Annotated in this window: 11 protein-coding genes; 8 read left to right on the top strand and 3 right to left on the bottom strand. The window is 42.3% G+C overall.

Features of this window, described 5'->3' with window-relative positions; genetic code table 11:
• The first annotated feature begins 8 nt into the window (after window positions 1-8).
• The 3 genes from OQ289_RS15110 to OQ289_RS15100 all read left to right on the top strand — a co-directional run bounded on the left by OQ289_RS15110 (window position 9) and on the right by OQ289_RS15100 (window position 3,421).
• On the top strand, window positions 9-1,604 hold the full coding sequence (locus OQ289_RS15110; RefSeq protein ID WP_270087690.1) for a RagB/SusD family nutrient uptake outer membrane protein: 1,596 nt from the start codon (window positions 9-11) through the stop codon (window positions 1,602-1,604).
• Between the two features lie 2 nt (window positions 1,605-1,606).
• Window positions 1,607-2,443: an endonuclease/exonuclease/phosphatase family protein gene (locus OQ289_RS15105; protein WP_270087689.1), complete on the top strand. Its 837-nt coding sequence runs from the start codon at window positions 1,607-1,609 to the stop codon at window positions 2,441-2,443.
• 168 nt (window positions 2,444-2,611) lie between these two features.
• Window positions 2,612-3,421 carry an endonuclease/exonuclease/phosphatase family protein gene (locus tag OQ289_RS15100; RefSeq protein ID WP_270087687.1) on the top strand — a complete coding sequence of 270 codons (810 nt, stop codon included), beginning with the start codon at window positions 2,612-2,614 and terminating at the stop codon, window positions 3,419-3,421.
• A gap of 114 nt (window positions 3,422-3,535) precedes the next feature.
• Here OQ289_RS15100 and OQ289_RS15095 read toward each other — a convergent pair whose 3' ends face one another.
• A complete protein-coding gene (locus OQ289_RS15095) occupies window positions 3,536-3,847 on the bottom strand; it encodes a hypothetical protein (RefSeq protein ID WP_270087686.1) in 312 nt (103 codons plus the stop codon).
• Window positions 3,848-3,933: 86 nt separating this feature from the next.
• The gene (locus OQ289_RS15090) at window positions 3,934-6,246 is read right to left on the bottom strand and encodes a GH92 family glycosyl hydrolase (RefSeq protein ID WP_270087685.1); all 2,313 of its coding nucleotides are present in this window, start codon (window positions 6,244-6,246) and stop codon (window positions 3,934-3,936) included.
• A gap of 235 nt (window positions 6,247-6,481) precedes the next feature.
• Between OQ289_RS15090 and OQ289_RS15085 the strand changes: the two genes are divergently transcribed.
• From OQ289_RS15085 to OQ289_RS15075, 3 genes are read left to right on the top strand one after another with little or no spacing between them, the layout of a single operon-like run.
• Window positions 6,482-9,520, top strand: a complete 3,039-nt coding sequence (locus OQ289_RS15085) for a SusC/RagA family TonB-linked outer membrane protein (protein ID WP_270087684.1) — start codon at window positions 6,482-6,484, stop codon at window positions 9,518-9,520.
• Window positions 9,521-9,530: 10 nt separating this feature from the next.
• A complete protein-coding gene (locus OQ289_RS15080) occupies window positions 9,531-11,165 on the top strand; it encodes a RagB/SusD family nutrient uptake outer membrane protein (protein WP_270087683.1) in 1,635 nt (544 codons plus the stop codon).
• A 25-nt stretch (window positions 11,166-11,190) separates the two neighbouring features.
• Entirely contained in the window at window positions 11,191-12,147 is a 957-nt protein-coding gene (locus OQ289_RS15075; protein WP_270087682.1) for a LamG domain-containing protein, read from the top strand.
• Between the two features lie 262 nt (window positions 12,148-12,409).
• Here the strand turns inward: OQ289_RS15075 and OQ289_RS15070 are convergent, their stop codons facing one another.
• Window positions 12,410-13,720 (bottom strand): hypothetical protein, encoded by a 1,311-nt coding sequence (locus OQ289_RS15070; protein ID WP_270087681.1) that lies wholly within the window; start codon window positions 13,718-13,720, stop codon window positions 12,410-12,412.
• A 397-nt stretch (window positions 13,721-14,117) separates the two neighbouring features.
• On the opposite strand from OQ289_RS15070, the gene OQ289_RS15065 reads away from it, so the two are divergent.
• Both OQ289_RS15065 and OQ289_RS15060 read left to right on the top strand, forming a co-directional pair.
• A complete protein-coding gene (locus OQ289_RS15065) occupies window positions 14,118-14,720 on the top strand; it encodes a GrpB family protein (RefSeq protein WP_270087680.1) in 603 nt (200 codons plus the stop codon).
• 375 nt (window positions 14,721-15,095) lie between these two features.
• The gene (locus OQ289_RS15060) at window positions 15,096-17,582 is read left to right on the top strand and encodes a ThuA domain-containing protein (protein WP_270087679.1); all 2,487 of its coding nucleotides are present in this window, start codon (window positions 15,096-15,098) and stop codon (window positions 17,580-17,582) included.
• Window positions 17,583-17,793 lie beyond the last annotated feature (211 nt).

The raw sequence follows: 17,793 nt of genomic DNA, 5'->3' as shown, positions 1-17,793 counted from the left end.
TTATTACCATGATAAGAAACATCAAATTTTATATATTCAACGCGTTGGCAGCAACGCTTATGTTGCAAACATCTTGTGAAAAATTTCTGACCATTGATAGCCCCACAGGAGTTTCCGATGAGCAGTGGTGGAAGACTGAGACCGATGCCTACAATGCATTGGCATCTGTGTATGTGGGAATCCCTGGCGGCTCTAGTGGACGTAATATCATGTACTATTCCGGACTTACGGATGAGTCTGTACATCGTGGTGATTTCAAAGGTGACTATGATGGTTTTACGAGGGGCCTCGCCACTAGTAGGTGGGGAGTTTCCAATTCGATATGGCAAGATGATTATACCTGTATTCGCCGATCCAATCGTTTTTTGGAAAATGTAGACCGGACTTTCGTGGACGCCGAGCTGAAAACACGGATGAAATTGGAAGCAAGAGCCTTACGCGCTTACTATCACATGGAGCTAATGATGCTTTTTGGAGATATACCCTTGTTGACCAAATCTTTGACCCCTCTGGAGAACAATCAACCTAGGACAAATAAGGACGAAGTGTATGCTTTTATCGTCGATGAGTTGAAAGCCTGCGCCGAGGGTCTGCCAGCTACTTATGTCAATGCCGATAGGTGGCGGGTGACGAGCGGCGTGTGTCAGGCCTTACTATCTAGATTGGGGTTGTATAAAAAGGATTTTGATTTGGTCAAATCCTCTTCTAAAAAAATAATAGACTCCGGAGTATACAAGCTATGGGTCAATACCAAGACCAAAGAAGCTAGCTACAGCGAATTATTTAGTTATGCAGGTGAATTGAACGATGAACGTATATTTTTCAAGGAAAATGGTTGTAGCAATGCCTGGACTACATTTGCACCATTCGGTATTGGAGGAGAGACCTACTTGTCACCGACCAATCTTGTCGTTGATAACTTTGAGACCCGTCAGGGAAAGACATTGCAAGAATTGGGGTCAGATTCTACTTTGATTTATCAGAAAAATCCCAATTATAATAATAACAGGGATCCGCGATTGGCCGCTTCTGTATTCATTCCCTATGAGAAGTTCCAAGGGCAATATACCCTAGATCCATTCTACAATCCTAGTGACAAGATTGGGCTTACCAAATCTACAGCAACTGGCTATTGGATAAAGAAATACGTCGATGCACGTGATAGGCAATCGAAAAGCGGAACCTTGGATTTTATGATTATCCGCTATGCCGAGATTTTATTGAATTATGCTGAAGCACTGATCGAATCTGGAGATTGGAATAATCCAGATGTATTGCTTTCGATCAATCAACTTCGTTCGCGCGCCAATATGCCAGCAGCCTCGGCTGATAAGTACAATTCTCAAGATCGTGTTCGGACTTTGCTGCGCCGTGAGCGGCAGGCAGAACTGGCTTTTGAGGGCGGACGTTACCATGATATCCGTAGATGGGGTATTGACGTGATAGTGATGAATGGAGAGGTTTTTGGAGCAACCAACCCCACTACTGGCGAAAAGGTAAGGGTTCAGACGCGTAGTTTTAACAAAGATAGAGAAGGCTGGTGGCCTATTCCCGAAACCGAGTTGTTGGCCAATCCAAATATGACACAAAATCCAAATTATTAGAAATGAAAAGCGTAAAATTATTGCCTATAATAACACTGATAGTACTCATGTTGGTACTGTTAGGAGGATGTCGCAAGTCCTATTCTCCAGGAGATTGGGATGTTAAACCCGACTTGCCTACTCCCCCAGATCAAGAATATAAAGGACCTACCAAGTCGCTCAAGATCATGTCGATCAATATGAATAGGTTGACGAGTTTTGAAGAGACGGTAAAGATTATCGAAGAATACAATCCTGATTTCCTCTTCCTTCGTCAGGTAGATAGTGCTACTACAAGAGCTGAAAAAGTTGATAGACCAGGTGTCATTGCCCAACGATTAGGTATGAAAAGCTTTTTTGTCAAAAACTTTGATTATCAGACTGGCGGATTTGGCAATGCTGTATTATCCAAGTTTCCAATATTGGAAACAAAGGCCAAGATTCTAAGTCGGGAGGAGGGAAACACGGCCGAACTTCGTAGTTTAGCTTCTTTAAAGGCCAAAATCGATGATAAGAACGAAATCCATTTTACGGGTACCGAGCTCGATCCTGCCGCCAACAACCGCAATCTGCAGGTCATCGATATTTTGAATGAAACGGCCAAGTTCCAAGCCCCCCAGTTATTGGTGGGCAATTTTAATGAACAAGAAGGGGGTGTAGTGATCAACTATATCAAAGACGTATTTACATTTGGATGCTTAGGGACAGGTTGTCCAACCAATAGTGGTGGTAAGGTATATGACTATATCACATATAAAGCTGTTGATGAGTTTATTTTAGATAAGTACGCAGCTTATCCTAAATCCCAAAACACATTCCTGCCTATGGTAGCCGAGGTGCGGCTGAAGCTCAAGCAGTAACTGCACAATAGATCCTACTTGGTGATGAGCTAGTAGGATCCATTTATTACCAATAATCAAGATGAAGCAAATCTTACGCGTTCGTGATATCGAAGAATACGAATATTGCCAAAGGTAATATCAATGCCTTAACGATAAATATAAAATAAACAAATAGCCATGTTACAAATGAAAAAAAATCAAATACTCTTACTCATCCTTTGTCTCTGCAGTACGGTATTTGCTTGTGATGGTAAGGGCAAAGAAGTGCCTACATTGCAGGTTGAAAAAAAGAAACTGACCGTGATGACCTACAACATCCATCACGGCGCTCCCGAGGGTTCGGAAGTTGTGAATTTAGAAAATATAGCCAATACACTTAAGGCCAAGAATCCCGATCTGATTGCCCTGCAAGAGGTCGATGTCAATGTGCCTCGATCGGGTAAGGTGAATCAAGCGCAGAAGCTAGCAGAGCTCTTAGGGATGGAGTATTTTTTCTCCAAATCAATAGATTATCAAGGAGGGGAGTATGGCGTTGCTGTGTTGAGTAAATTCCCAATTTCAAACAAGAGAAGGATTGAATTGCCGATGCCTACTTCAGGTGAGAAGCGCTCTGTCGCACTAGTGTCTGTCAATCTGGGAGAAGGAGTTTCGTTGGAGTTTGGCTCCACGCATCTCGACCTCAATGTGCCTAATCGTACCGCGCAGGCCATACAACTCAATGCTCTGGGGATGGAGGCTAATAAGCCGATGATGATAGCTGCAGATTACAATGCCGAGGTTAATACTTCCGAACTCCAAGAGATGCAAAAAGTATTTTCGTTTTCGTGTAAGAATGGTTGTCCTAACTCGTTCCCGGTCCGTAATCCTACGAAAGCCATTGACTTGGTTGCTTCTAATAAAAAATCAAGTGATACCTTTGGACTGATGTCAGCTGTAGCATTGACCGGTAGCTATGCTTCCGATCATTTACCTGTACTGGTTGTATATAACTATTAGTCGGGAGACATTCTTATTGGTGCGCTCTTTAACAGGAGATTGGACGATTCCCCTTGCGGTATATGTACCAATCTCCTGTTGTTTTGTCCCCATGTTGTCCGAGCAATTCAATCCCTATCTTTTATCCCTGTTCTTATGCTTCATTTCCAAGTTTAGGAGTATGTCACGTTTCTTCCCTTCTATGAGAGATAGATTTCCAGCCACGAATACCCCCTTTTTTCCGTTACTTTGATTGGATATGCCGTATACGGTCGACTCATCATCCGGATTGGAAGGTCCCTCATAGCGGTAGAGATAGTCAATCTGATAATTCTCTGCTTGAGAGAATATTTCTTCGAATGCGATGTTGAAGTCAATGGTATATCCCATTTCCTGTAGTTTCGTCAGTGCTACGTCTGCTGTTTCGTAATGATGCTTAGTCTCCATAATCTTTCATTTATATGATAACAAACGATCGCATCGTTCTGTTTTTTTCATGACTCGAAAGACTTTTGTAACGAGGTAATCAGCGTTTAATTAAAGGCCCTATCATTGGGCGTGCTGCCCATTTTTAGTACTAGGGTGCCGCCATTCACAACTTCTGAAAAGGAGATTCTTGGCTTTTTTAATTTTTTGCCATTCAATTCTGCGGATTGAATATAGATGTTTTCTTTACTATTTCCCTTCGCTTCGATCGTAAAGCTTTTTCCGCAATAATAGCGGTTGTCTAAGTGGATTGTAATACGGTTGAATAGTGGAGATGATAGTTCCAATTCTGGATTTTGACTTGTCCCGCCATTCATTTCAAAAAGTCCCAAGGCAGACATGACAAGCCATGCTCCCATTTGCCCTTCATCTTCATCTCCTTCCCAACCGTGGTAAGGAGATGTTCCGTAATAGTAATCCATTATTTCTCGGCTATATTTCTGTGTAAGTGAGGGCTTTTCTAGGTAATTGAACAAAAAGGCAGCACTCATGTTTACTTCATTACCTTGATTGATGTAGAATTCAGCTCGTTGCCCCATTGTTCGGTCAAAAGCATGTGCAGCAAAATTATGCTGACGTGAACGCTCGAAGCCCTGCGTTAGTCTTTCTGTAGCCAATTCTTTCCCCAGTATACCCAACATTCCGTTTATGTCATGTGGCACATACCAAGAATATTGCCATGAGTTCCCTTCGATGAATCCTCGATTGGAAAACTCATCAAAATTAGGGTCCCAATTTCCAGAAGAATCTCTACTACTTACAAATTTGTGAACCGGATTGAATACATTTTTGTAATTTTTTGATCTGTCTTCAAATAATTTAGCGTCAGATTTTTTATTTAAAGCCTTTGCCATCTGACCTACGCAATAGTCATCATATGCATAGTCAAGGGTTTTTGAAACCACACCATATTCACTCGGCATATAACCAAATTTAATATATTGCTGTAAGTTGGTTTGACCGTATGAACCCCCACAAGGATGATTACCACCTGGTTCGGTCACCATTTTTCTGATGGCTCGATAGATTTCTTCACCATCTTTTCGGATCCCTTTCTGAAAAGCTGCGACCATCAGTGCAATTTCATGCGAACCCTCCATGATACCCGAATATTCAATACCTGCTGGCCCTTTAGATGTCCAACCAGTATGATGGAACATTTCCAACTGGGTGGTTACCCAATTATCTACTGTTTTAGGACTTATTAACGACCAGAGTCCATTCAGATTCCAATACGTATTCCAGAGTGCATCACCACCATATATATCACTCTCTGGAGGTAATTGTTGTATATTTTCACAAGCATCTCTGTACTTGCCGTCGATGTCATTCCAAGTTTGCTTTCCTGTGAATGAACGGTATAAGTTGGTGTAGAATTTGGTTTTGTCATCTTCTGTCCCACCTTCTACTTGGATTTTTTCCAGTAAATCATTCCACTGCTTTTTATTGTGTGCCACAGTTTTGTCGAAATCCCAACCGAAGGGTTTTTCAATTTCCTCGTTTAAATTTTTGCGAGCCCCTTCGATACTGACTAACGATAGACCAGTCTGAATATAAACGCTTTCACCCGCTGTGGTCGAAAAGGTGATGTAGGCTCCGATATCACCTTTGCCTTTTATCGTATCTATATTGGAGTACGTGTTTTCGTTTTGCCATCCATTGAAATGCTCAAAATCTTTGCTAAGCTTGATGACAAAGTAGAGTGTCCAATCATTCCATTGACTCCAGGGACCTGATTTGCTCTTGACATATCCCTCTATATTTCTGGTGTTTACGTTCGTGATTGTTGCGTCTTCGACCGAAAAACCATAATCCCATTCAGTGGGAAAATGAAGGTCAAAGAGTATTCTAGCTTCTGTAGATTTTGGATAGGTATATTTTTGAAAACTACAACGCGTTGTTGCAGTCATGGCCGCTTTCACTTTATGGTCAAAGAGCTCAACCTCATAATAACCTGGGAAAGCTTTTTCGGTCTCCTTTAGGATTCTGGAGTGATATCCTGCATTTGCACCTTTGTAGGGCGCATCTGGGCCAGGATTTGAAAGTGCTAAGTCTGCAGTTGTAGGCATCATCATCAAGCCACCCATGGTCCATGCATGAATGTGACTGAATCCAGATACGCTGTTGATCGCATATTCGTACCCGCCCATCCAATGATTCCCTTGATTGTCAGGGCCAATTTGTACCATTCCAAAGGGAGCCTGCGCATATGGTCCTAACATCCATCTCGAATTAGAAGTTCCAATGAAGCAATCCACATAGGCTGTGGGCGGTTTGGTTTGTGCTAATGACGGTCCAACAAAATATACCAGGTGTAATAGCATGAAGAATAGCACAGGAACGTTTAAATAACGATGCATTGGTTTCAGTTTAGGTATTTAACTTTAATAATTTTGTTAAATGTACGAACATTGTTTAGTTATTTAAGAACTGCTTATAATTTTTTTTAATTTCGTTTCCGTTTGATTATTAGACTTTTTTGGTGTAATAAAAATATTATTACACTATTTAATCATTTTTTATATATTTGGAATATAACTAATGTGTGTACATGCATCTGTATGTATATATAAAATCTAAATAACTAATGATATTATGAACACGGAAAAAAAGCTATGGAAACGAAAACTTTGTGCCCTATTGAATGGTCATTACGGTCGACAGGTGCTAATGACGACGATTGTGGGGACTTTACTACAAAGTAGCGAAGTTCACGCCCACATGCGCACGTTAAGTGTGGAAACGCGCACCTCGAAATTCACCTTATTCCCCCGAGTATCAGTCAGCGGTAAGGTCGTTGATAGTCAGCAGCGTCCCCTTCAAGGGGCTACTGTTCACGTCAAAGGGACTCAAATTAGGGTTGCGACAGATGCAAATGGAGAATTTTTATTAAATGATATCGCTGATGATGCAGTGCTATCGGTTAGTTTTTCTGGAAAAAAGCCAAAAGAGCTCATGGTGAAAGGGCAAGGTAAAATTCAAATTTTGCTTGAGGATGATGTGGTCGGTTTGGAAGAGGTAACGGCCATTGGCTATGTCAGTTTGAAAAAGAAGGATATGACAGGGGCGGTATCGTCGCTTTCAAAAGAGCAGATTACTCGCATTCCTGCCAATGATCTTCGGTCGGCCTTAGTTTCCGTTCCGGGGGTGAGGGTGAGTAATGGACAGATACGCATCCGAGGCAACCGTTCTGTTCATGCTTCTAATGAACCCTTGATTATCCTTGATGGTATACCATATTACGAGGGAATACAGACTATCGATCTTAATGATATCGAGTCAATGGAGATCCTCAAAGATGCGTCCTCTACGGCGCTGTATGGATCTCAAGGCGCTAATGGTGTCATAGTTGTCAATACCAAAAAAGGGAAAGTTGGAGCCACAGATATTTATTATGATGCATTTGCTGGATTTGCTGTTACAGATTGGAGAAATTTTGAGGTCATGAACGCCGATGAATATACTCGTTTCTTGCGTGAAGCTTACCGTGCGGCTGGAACTTGGAAGACCGAAGCCGACGACAGTAAGATTTTTTTAGGCAATGAGATAGCCAATATGGGAACTGTTGACGAGGACTGGGTCGGTCGATATTTAGGAAAGAATAGGTTCTGGACCAGTCAAACCCTTACTTTATCTGCTGGAAAAGAAAAAACGCAACACAAAATTTCATTTAATTACAAAAATGACAATGGTAGACTGAAAGGTACCAATCGTGACAATTTTACATTGACAGCGGATGTTGATCATCAGGTTTTTGATAAATTGAAAATTGGTCTTTCTACCAGGTTATTCTACTATAAGGGATACAACAAGCCAGATCCCCTAGGCGGTCTGATAAACATGTCTCCTCTGGTGCCTATTTATGGAGAGGACGGTATGTTGAATATTACCCCTACAGGAGATCCTTTTGTTAAAAATCCCTTTCTAAATGAGAATGATGATTTCTATCTCGACAAATCAGAAGAATGGAAAGCATTTCTCCGTTTTTACGCAAACGTCAATATAGCAGAGGGGTTGACGTTTAAAACCAACTTTTCATATAATCCGACATTTTCTGCTAGAGGCTACTACTATGATAATAGGTCTACGGGTTATCACGATGTCCGCAATGTAGCTGGGAATGAAAATCGTAGGCAGATGGGGCTTGTCTGGAACAATATTCTAAACTATAAGCGAAGCTTTTCAGATAAGCACGAACTTGACTTGACAGCAGTATTCGAATTGCAAAATAATACGCGCAATAGTGCTTTGATGTCAGGCAAAGACCAAGAGCTTCCGCTTTACCTTTGGCATAATATGGGACGGCTTATGGATAGTAAAACGCTTTCTTCCGGGTTTAGTCGATCTCAGATGCTGTCATATGTAGGACGAGCTCAATATAGCTTCTTGGGTCGTTATCTTGCTACAGTATCTGTTAGACAGGACGGGGCGTCCCAACTATCGGACGAAAATAAGTGGCAACTGTTCGATTCCTATGCTCTTGGATGGCGAATATCCGACGAAGAATTATTCAAAGAGCTCTCTTTTGTCGACAACCTGAAGCTCCGGGTCAGTTATGGAACCACGGGCAATCACTCCATTGCGCCTTATGCTACCTTAGGAAGTCTTCACAGCAGCTATGCTACCTTTTACAATCCTACTGGTGAGGTGCATTATGTCGGATTGGAGGCCAGTGTTAGGCCTACTCCTGGTCTCAAATGGGAAAGGAACCGAATGTTGAACATAGGTTTGGATTATGCCTTCCTAAAAGGACGTATTTCAGGGGTATTTGATTATTATATGTCCAAGACGGACAATTTATTGAACCAACGCAAACTCCCCTATACGAGTGGATTTAATTATGCATGGGAAAATATTGGCAAGACACAGAATCAGGGATTCGAATTGACCCTGAATACCAAGCCACTTCAGAAGGACGACTATGAATTAGGACTGAATTTTACCGCTTATCGGAATAAAGAAAAGCTTGTCGAGCTTTACGACCCTAAGTTGGTGGCGGATATTCAAAATAGGTGGTGGATAGGTTATCCGATCAATGGTGTACACTATGATTTAGAATACTTAGGAATCTGGCAAGAGAGTGAGGCTGGCGTTGCGGAGCTTTATGGGCAACGTCCCGGTGAGATTCGTGTTCGAGATAGGGATGGCAACGGTGTCATCGATGGCGAAGACCGAGTTATTTTAGGTACGGATCGTCCCGAATGGTCTGGTTCAGTACAACTCACTGGCCATTGGAAGGGGTTCGATATCGCAATGGATTTATATGGAGAGTTTGGAGCCATGGTTTTTGACAACCTTAGTACGTCGACCTGGGCCAATCAGATGGGGCGTTGGAATACGGTGAAAGTGGACTATTGGACACCGGAGAATCCCGAAAATCTACATCCTCGTCCAATTGCGGGCCAAGGTGCTCGCTATATAAATGCGATTGGTTACAAGGACAATGATTTTGTGACCCTGCGCAATGTTACCGTAGGGTATACGCTTGGGACTCAAGCTATGGGTAAGTTTGTCAAACGTGCACGATTTTATTTAACGTCTAATGATCCCTATCGATACATGCAATTTAGCCGTCAGCGTGGCATCTCTTTTGGCGAACGCGTCTTTTTGGTCGGAGCAAATATTCAATTTTAAATAGTTTTTTATGAAAAGCATACTAATAAAAATCTGTCTGATAGCAGTTCTTGTCATAGGATTGGTTCGATGCAGTTATTTGGAAGAAGAGTCCTACGGAGCTACGGTAGGAGTATTCGATACCGAGGAGGGGAGTGATGCCCTAGTACATCTATTGTATTCAAAAATAAACAATTTATATGGGGGCGGGTTTACTTTCGGTATTTTGTCAGAGAGCGGTACTGATATTTGGTTACGGGGCAATAATAATGGAGCAATTGAATTAACAGATTATAAGGGTCTGGATGGCTATGAAGGAAATTTAGCCTGGTTATGGAACCATTGTTATAAAGCGGTTTGGAATAGCAATTTGTTTTTAGAGACAATAGACAATGTCCCGTATGAGAACGAGGCTACAAAAAAATACCGCAAGGCCGAAGTGTTGACCTTACAAGCCATGTTTTTGTGGATTATTACCGAGACATGGGGTGGAGCATATCTTCCGCAGACTACCGCGGTAGAGGAGGGTTTGGCAGCAAGGCGTTCCGATAGACAGGCATTTTATGAACGCATAATAGGCAATTTGGAAACCGCCCTTACATTGGTCTCGGTAGACAAGGCCGTGGAGCGAGGGCGTGTCGATTATTGGGTGATTAAATCATTTCTAGCTCGAATGTACCTATATGCAGAGGATTGGCAAAAGGCTATCGATGCATCATCCGATGTTATTTTGAATGGGGGGTACGTATTATCTCCGAATTGGAAAGATCTTTGGGATGCTTCCAAAACCAATTCGGAGTTTATCTGGACTTCCGAATTTTCATCTGATGAAGCTTTTGGTGGTGGCAGTGGTGTTTGGTGGCAGGCCAGTCAAATGTTTATTGATAGATTCGCCGGAGTACAGACTGAGTTGGGGTGGACGGGCTATGGTGGATGTCGGATGTTACCCAGCAAGTTCTATCTTGATCTTTTTGACAAGGAGGCTGATTTGAGGTGGGAGCAAGGGCATCAGTGGGTTTGGTACTATAATGATCCCAATGACAATACTTCTGAATTTCCATTGATGAAAACAATGTACAGCGATACAGCCTTGTTCCTGTATAATGGGGTTTTTACGCCAGAACAACGAGAATATACCAAAAAAAGGTATACGGCATTTGATATTTCGGATCAATACGACGAGAGGGGCGTCCCTAAAGATCGGTTTACTTTTGTGGGGGTCAGTAAGTTTGACGATCATACTCGACCAAGTTCAATGTCGACACTCTCCAGTCGAAATTATCCCGTTATCAGACTTGCTGAGCTTTATTTAATCCGTGCCGAAGCAAATATGCGCAAGGCAGCTCCAGATCGCCAGGCAGCAGCGGATGATATCAATTTTTTGCGTAGGCGAATAGTAAAACCAGGTTTTGAAGACAGAATGAAGGTACAAGCTGCAAATATGGATATTGATTTTTTATTGGATGAACGTGGTAGAGAGCTCACAGGAGAGTTTCAGCGTTGGTTTGACCTCCGTCGTACAGGTAAATTGCTTGAGCGAGTTAAGATGGCCAATCCAGACGCTTCGGCCTTTATCAAGGATTTTCACCAGTACCGTCCTATTCCACAAGAGCAGTTTGATGGAATGCCCGATCCAAGCACGTTGGGTCAAAACCCTGGATATTAGTTTTTTATTTTTACAAACTGAATATATGAAAACGATTTTTTTGAATAGAACGATGTCTAGATATGTGTTGATGTTTTTCGTTTTGACACTATTATCTTGTTCCAAAGATAAAGAAGGTATAGTAGATGGCACACGCTTGGAGGAGCGTATCGTTGATGCGGAGTTGATCTTGTCAACTTCAGAGGAAGGTGTCGAGGAAGGGGATTTTGCGCCAGGAGCAAAACAGATTCTGAAAGACAGAGTTGACTGGGCTCGGATGATCTTGACCACTGCTGTTCGTGAAGAGGCTATTGTCAATGCAGAAGAGATATTGGCCAAGGCTATTGAAACATTCCATACCAATGTTGTCAAAAGCGGTGTACCGTTATATGGTAAGGGAGCCTATTTCCGTTATGGAACCTTTGGTGATTTTAACATTACGGGACAGTTTAGTATTTCTTGTAGGGTGCGCTTTAGTAGCTTTGGTTCAGACGCTCTGGGTAATATCTTTGTGGTCGGTTTGGATGGAGCTGAAGCGGTTATCCTAAGATATACCAAAGACGGGAAAATTGAAGCGTATATAAACAACGGAGGTTGGTTGGGAGGAGGATTAGATAGTGCTCCTCTTCAGCTTGATAAGTGGTATCATTTGTCCTTAACCTACAGTGGCAAGGATTTGGTAGCCTATTTGGATGGAGATATCGTCCTGAATCTGAAGGGTAATGGTAACCCCCTGGCCGTAGCTTCTAATTTCTTCGTTCAGAGTGGTGTTAATCCCGGTTATCCCTCCCGATTTATGTTGGGCAATATTATTGATGTTAGTATTTGGAATGTGGTTAGGTCGCCTATGCAAGTTCAAGGAGATTTCGAAAATGGGGTTGAGTTAGGGAGTGAAGGTCTGGTTGCGCATTGGCCCCTAGACGTGAATCTCGGAAACTCCATTCTTGATCGCACTGGGAAATATACGGCAAAGGGTACTGCTATCAATTGGCAAGATAAGTAATTGGTGCTTTTGATTTGAAATAGAGACAGGAGAAATTCGGTCTCTATTTTTTTGTGCCTATACTTCAAAGGCAAAGGGGCAGCCCCCGTGTTGTTCCTTACAAGGATTTGTCCTTGTTTTTTGGACTAACCACTTGTCAAGTCGATGCTTTGGAAGAGGGGAATTTTCGTTACGAGGTGATGATGTCGACCTTATGAAGACAAGCAGCGTCGATGTATATCTGTGCTGCTTGTCCATTTACATGTCAAGAGATTGTGGCCTTTTATTTTTTATCGTCTTTGATTTGCTGTTCAAACATTTTGACGCTCTTCCATAGGACCCCCGCTGCCCCCCTAAACATGCCAGATCCTGCAGGTTCCCCATCTATTTTCCACCACTCATAGAATCCATTATGTTTTAAGACTAAATCCATCATCGGCTCCAGCGATTCATATGCCTCTTGATACATTTCGTTTTTGATCAATTGTTGTACCATTCGAGCTCCGAACCACGTCCAGTCCCCACCATTTTGGTAACTATATTCTCCCAGACCTTTGTTGAGGAATGTTCCATTCGGATATGGAGGGTATACCGTGAGCCCTATTGATGGAGCACCTGATTTTTTGACATTTTCTTGCATAGTTGCATAAGCTTCTTTTATCTCTTCTTTTGTCAAAAAGCCCGCCTCTATGGCTGTAAATGTTCCACCATGATAGTAGATTGCATCTTCATCTAGGCTTGCCGGAAATGGAGATCCCTTATCCAGATAGACATGCGGTTTATATTTTTTTCGTTGCACGTCCCATAAGTGTTTCTTTGTGTTTTTTGTAATATCTTCCTTTATTGTCGTCCAGTACGCTGTTTTATCACTTTCATCCAAAAGGGAGAGGTAGTCGTTGATGGCGATTACAAACATTGCATTGTCGTATATGTCAATTGCAGGGTGGGACGAGCTGTCTAATTCGACTCCCCATGGATGTTCAGGTTGTACATCTCCCCAATCTACAGTGGTAGCTCCCCAAAGTAGACCATATTGTTTATTATAGCGGTGGTCAAGTAAATATTGTAGTGCGTCATGCATGCGATTCATAACCGTTTTTCCATCGACAACTCGGTCTAGCAATTCTCTCTCTCCAGTATACTTGACGTAGCGACTTATCGCTTGTATCAATGATGATTCTTGGTCTGTTTCTACCGTGTTTTTGTGAGCCAGTAGCGTGGGAGCCAATTCCGAATTTTGATATTTGTATCCAATGTTCGCCTTATCTTTGGGTATGTATCCATCAGGGATGTTTCCATCTTTCCCCTGAAAGTTAAAGAACATTACCAGTGCATCGGAAGTAGCTTTTTTACCATTAACCTTGGTCGCTAATTCAATAAATGAATTTAAATCACGTATCCATACTTCACCATAGCCGTCCCCGGCAGTCAGTCCAGTGGAAACCAAGTCCTCAGCCATTTTTTCTATTTTTTGAAGACGATCGTCTTTACTTATTCGATCAGCTAGCTGCTTGTCGATTGTACTTTTGTTACTAGCGCATGACAATAGCGATAGGGCTATTGCACAGCTTAATGCATGTTTTAATTTAATCATAGTGTTTGGGTTTACATTTATATGTATATACATTCATACAAATGTACTAAACTCATGATAAATAGCAAAATTTTGACTAGGATATTTCTAGGAGTAAACGCTTGGTTGAAAGGGTGGTATAATCATTTAACGATATCGTTTAATCCCAGTGTTTTTGCAGATGAAAATCAGAGGCGATAGGCCAATAGTCCCTATTAGAATTTAACTATCCAAATTCTGTTCATTAAGATCGATAAGGATAGGATTTCGGAGATGATATCCAAGATGATATTAGATGCTGTGGTAGGGCATGATTGCGTTTTTTTTGTTTTCGGTTGCGCGGAGGTCTTTTTATTTTCTATATTCGGGGCTAGGGTTTATATAAGTTTAGAGATGAATAGCAATAGCAGTCAAAGAGATGAAACTCAAATTTGAAGATTATAATCCGAGCTGGTCAACGGATTTTGAAGCAATAAAGATTGCGCTCTTGGATACGATAGGGGCAGTGGATCCAGTCATCGAACACATCGGTAGTACAGCTGTCGAAGGCCTATCCGCCAAACCTATCATCGATATATTGATCGGAGTGCGAGATGAAGAGGCATTGGAGAAGATAATCGTTCCCCTTGTCAATAATGGCTACGTCTATTATCCGATATACAACAGCATGATGCCCTACAGACGATTTTTTGTAAAGCATCGTGTATCACCGGAGCATCTTTCGATAGCACCTATCATTTCGGAAGAAGTCCAGATTCCAAAAAGTACCGAGGAACACAATCATCGCTTAGCACACATACACATCCTACCCTACAATTCCGAACATTGGATCAGGCATATTGCCTTTAGGGACTACCTTCGCGTGCATCCGGTCGTTACAGCGCAGTATCAGGCATTGAAGGCGCAATTGAGCAGGCAGGAATGGAGCGACGGAAACGAATACAACGCCTCGAAGAACGAGTTTATCAAGACGGAGGAACAGCATGCCATTGATTGGTATAAGGAGCAACAGCACCTGTGACAGGCATGTTTGGCTGCATTATCCATTCCACTCATATCCAGCACACACTCGACCACAGGCTACCTATCCCATGTTTTCCAAAAGCCTCTACACACTCGATTCATATACGCCAGTAAGGATGCAATAAGTAGTCGTATATTCTCCTAAAGGAAGCGTTGTGCTGTATAACGAAGCTGTTACAAGTTTTAGGCCGTGTTTTTTATGCTTTCGTCACGACGGTTCTGCTTACGATTTCCATATCTCCTTGTCCTAAAAATGAGCTATCAAGAGAATATACATTTTGGGTAAAATAGAATTAGTTTGGATGGAATTATAATGGCATCTTTAAATCCAAAATTACAACCTAAATAGTACAACGATAAGAGTATAAAAATTATGAATAAAGCAATTTTATCAAAGCTTTTTCTTTTACTGATTTTGGTATCGGTTCTAAGTTCTTGCAATAAAAAGCGATCAGGCAAACCTCGTGTCTTGGTTTTTAGTAAAACCGCAGGTTTCCATCACAGTTCCATTGAAAAAGGGAATACCGCTCTTCAGAAATTGGGACTCGAAAACAATTTTGATGTAGATACGACGACCAATGCAGATTGGATTACCGAGGATTCCTTAAAGCACTACTCAGCGGTCGTTTTCCTCAATACCACGGGCGATTTGTTGAATCATTATCAGGAAGCCGATTTTGAGCGTTATATCCAAGCCGGAGGAGGTTTTGTCGGGATACATGGGGCGGCCGACGCCGAATACGATTGGGGATGGTATGGACGACTGGTGGGTGGATATTTTGCTACCCATCCGGAGGTCAAGGAAGGCGAATTGACGATAGTGGACAAAAAGCACCCTGCGACAAAGCCCTTACCGGATACTTGGTTACATACCGATGAATGGTATGTCTTTAAAAAATTGTACCAACCTATCCGTGTCCTGATGACTATCGATAAGAATGTCTATGCCAACCCCGAGCAAATGACCGAAACGCCTATGGCTTGGTACCATGATTTTGACGGAGGCCGTTCTTTTTATACTGGATTAGGACACCAAGAAGAGGATTATACCGATTCGCTATTTCTGAAACACCTATTGGGTGGCATCGAATATGCCATTGGAAGCAACTACGAATTGGACTACAATAAAGCTAAAACAAAACGAGTTCCTGAAGAAGAAAGATTTACGAAAGTGTCGCTTGGTGTAGGCGAATTCTCTGAACCCACAGAAATGGCTATCCTGCCCAATCTGGATATTTTGGTTGCACAACGTCGCGGCGAGTTGTTGTTATATAATCAAACGACAAAAAAAGTAGAGCAGGTAGGCCTTTTGGATGTCTATCATAAAACGGAAGTACCCAATGTGAATGCAGAGGAAGGATTTATGGGGCTTACCCTAGATCCTGATTTCGAGAAAAATCATTACATCTATGCTTTTTATAGCCCTAAAGATACCTCTGTTAATCGCTTATCCCGGTTTGAGTTTACCGACAATAAGCTGAATCTCGCATCCGAGAAGATTGTGCTTGAATTTTATTCCCAACGTAATATTTGTTGCCACACAGGTGGTTCCCTCACTTTTGGTAAAGACAGGAATCTGTATGTATCGACAGGCGACAATTCGACACCATTCGACGAAAAAGGCCAGCAATTCGTGAGCAATGGCTACTCTCCTCGGGACGATCGTCCCGGACATGAGCAGTATGACGCCGCTCGGAGTGCTGGGAATACGAATGACTTACGGGGTAAAATATTGCGGATCAAAATGAATAAGGATGGTTCTTATACGATTCCAAAAGGTAATTTATTTGCAAAGGGTCAGGCGAATACCAAGCCCGAGATCTATGTCATGGGCAATCGAAATCCATATCGTATCTCCATTGACAAGAAGACCGATTTTCTATATTGGGGAGAGGTCGGCCCTGATGCCAATATAGATAGTTTGGGCAGAGGCCCCAAAGGCTATGATGAGGTGAATCAAGCCCGTGTGGCAGGTTTTTTTGGATGGCCATTTTTCGTTGGCAACAATTATGCTTACCACCCCTACAATTATCAGACAGGGGAGAGTGGGCAGGCTTTTGATGCCCAAAAGCCAATCAACAGCTCTCGCAATAATACCGGTATTAGCACCCTTCCGCCAGCACAGCCGGCCTTTATTTGGTATCCATATGGCGATTCCCCAGACTTTCCACAAGTAGGTTCGGGTGGACGCAATGCGATGACCGGCCCTGTATATCATTCGGATATGGTGCCCAAGGAAACCGGCTACTCGGATTACTATGATGGCAAGCTATTTATCTATGATTGGATCCGAGGATGGATCAAAGCGGTGACGATGTTGCCTAATGGTGATTTTGATAAAATGGAACCTTTTATGCCACATGTCAAATGGGCCTCACCGATTGATATGGAATTGGGACCTGATGGCAAGTTATATGTATTAGAGTATGGTAGCGGTTGGTTCAGTAAAAATCCCGATGCTGCTTTATCCCGGATTGACTATAATGGCGGCGAACTTGCTTCACAACGTGCTCGTAAGGCTACAGCAGCAAAAAAGGCATCTGGTGATACCGATTACAAAGACATGGACAAGGCTGATGGATCGTTGGGACATAAAGAAGGGACCGACACCCCAAAGGGTGAAGCTTTGATACTCGCATCAGACTGTAAGGCCTGCCACGCAGCAGAAGCAAAGTCCGTCGGCCCGAGTTATAAGGAAGTAGCCAAGCGCTATAAAGACAAAAAAGATGCAGTATCGCTATTGTCCGAGAAAATCATCAAGGGCGGCAGTGGTGTATGGGGCGAGGTAGCCATGCCTGCACACCCCTCTTTAAAGAAGGAAGATGCACATGAGATGGTCAATTGGATATTGTCCTTATAGATGATCACCCAATCATGCAAATCCCTTGTAAAAGAGATCATACGTCAACGTATGATCTCTTTTTTATTTAACCTTCGGTGTAATAAGTCGATTGTTGGCGATGAGTTGCCCTGTTTTCAACACAAGTAGATCTCTAAAAATAAATGCTCGCCCAGCATACGTAATAATCTTGCTATTGTTGTAAGAATTTAGCTTAATAGTTGTAATTTGC

The sequence above is a fragment of the Sphingobacterium sp. SYP-B4668 genome (genome assembly GCF_027627455.1).
GTDB lineage: Bacteria > Bacteroidota > Bacteroidia > Sphingobacteriales > Sphingobacteriaceae > Sphingobacterium.
The sequence above is the reverse complement of the archived record's forward strand: the minus strand, read 5'-3'. Positions and strand labels throughout refer to the sequence as shown.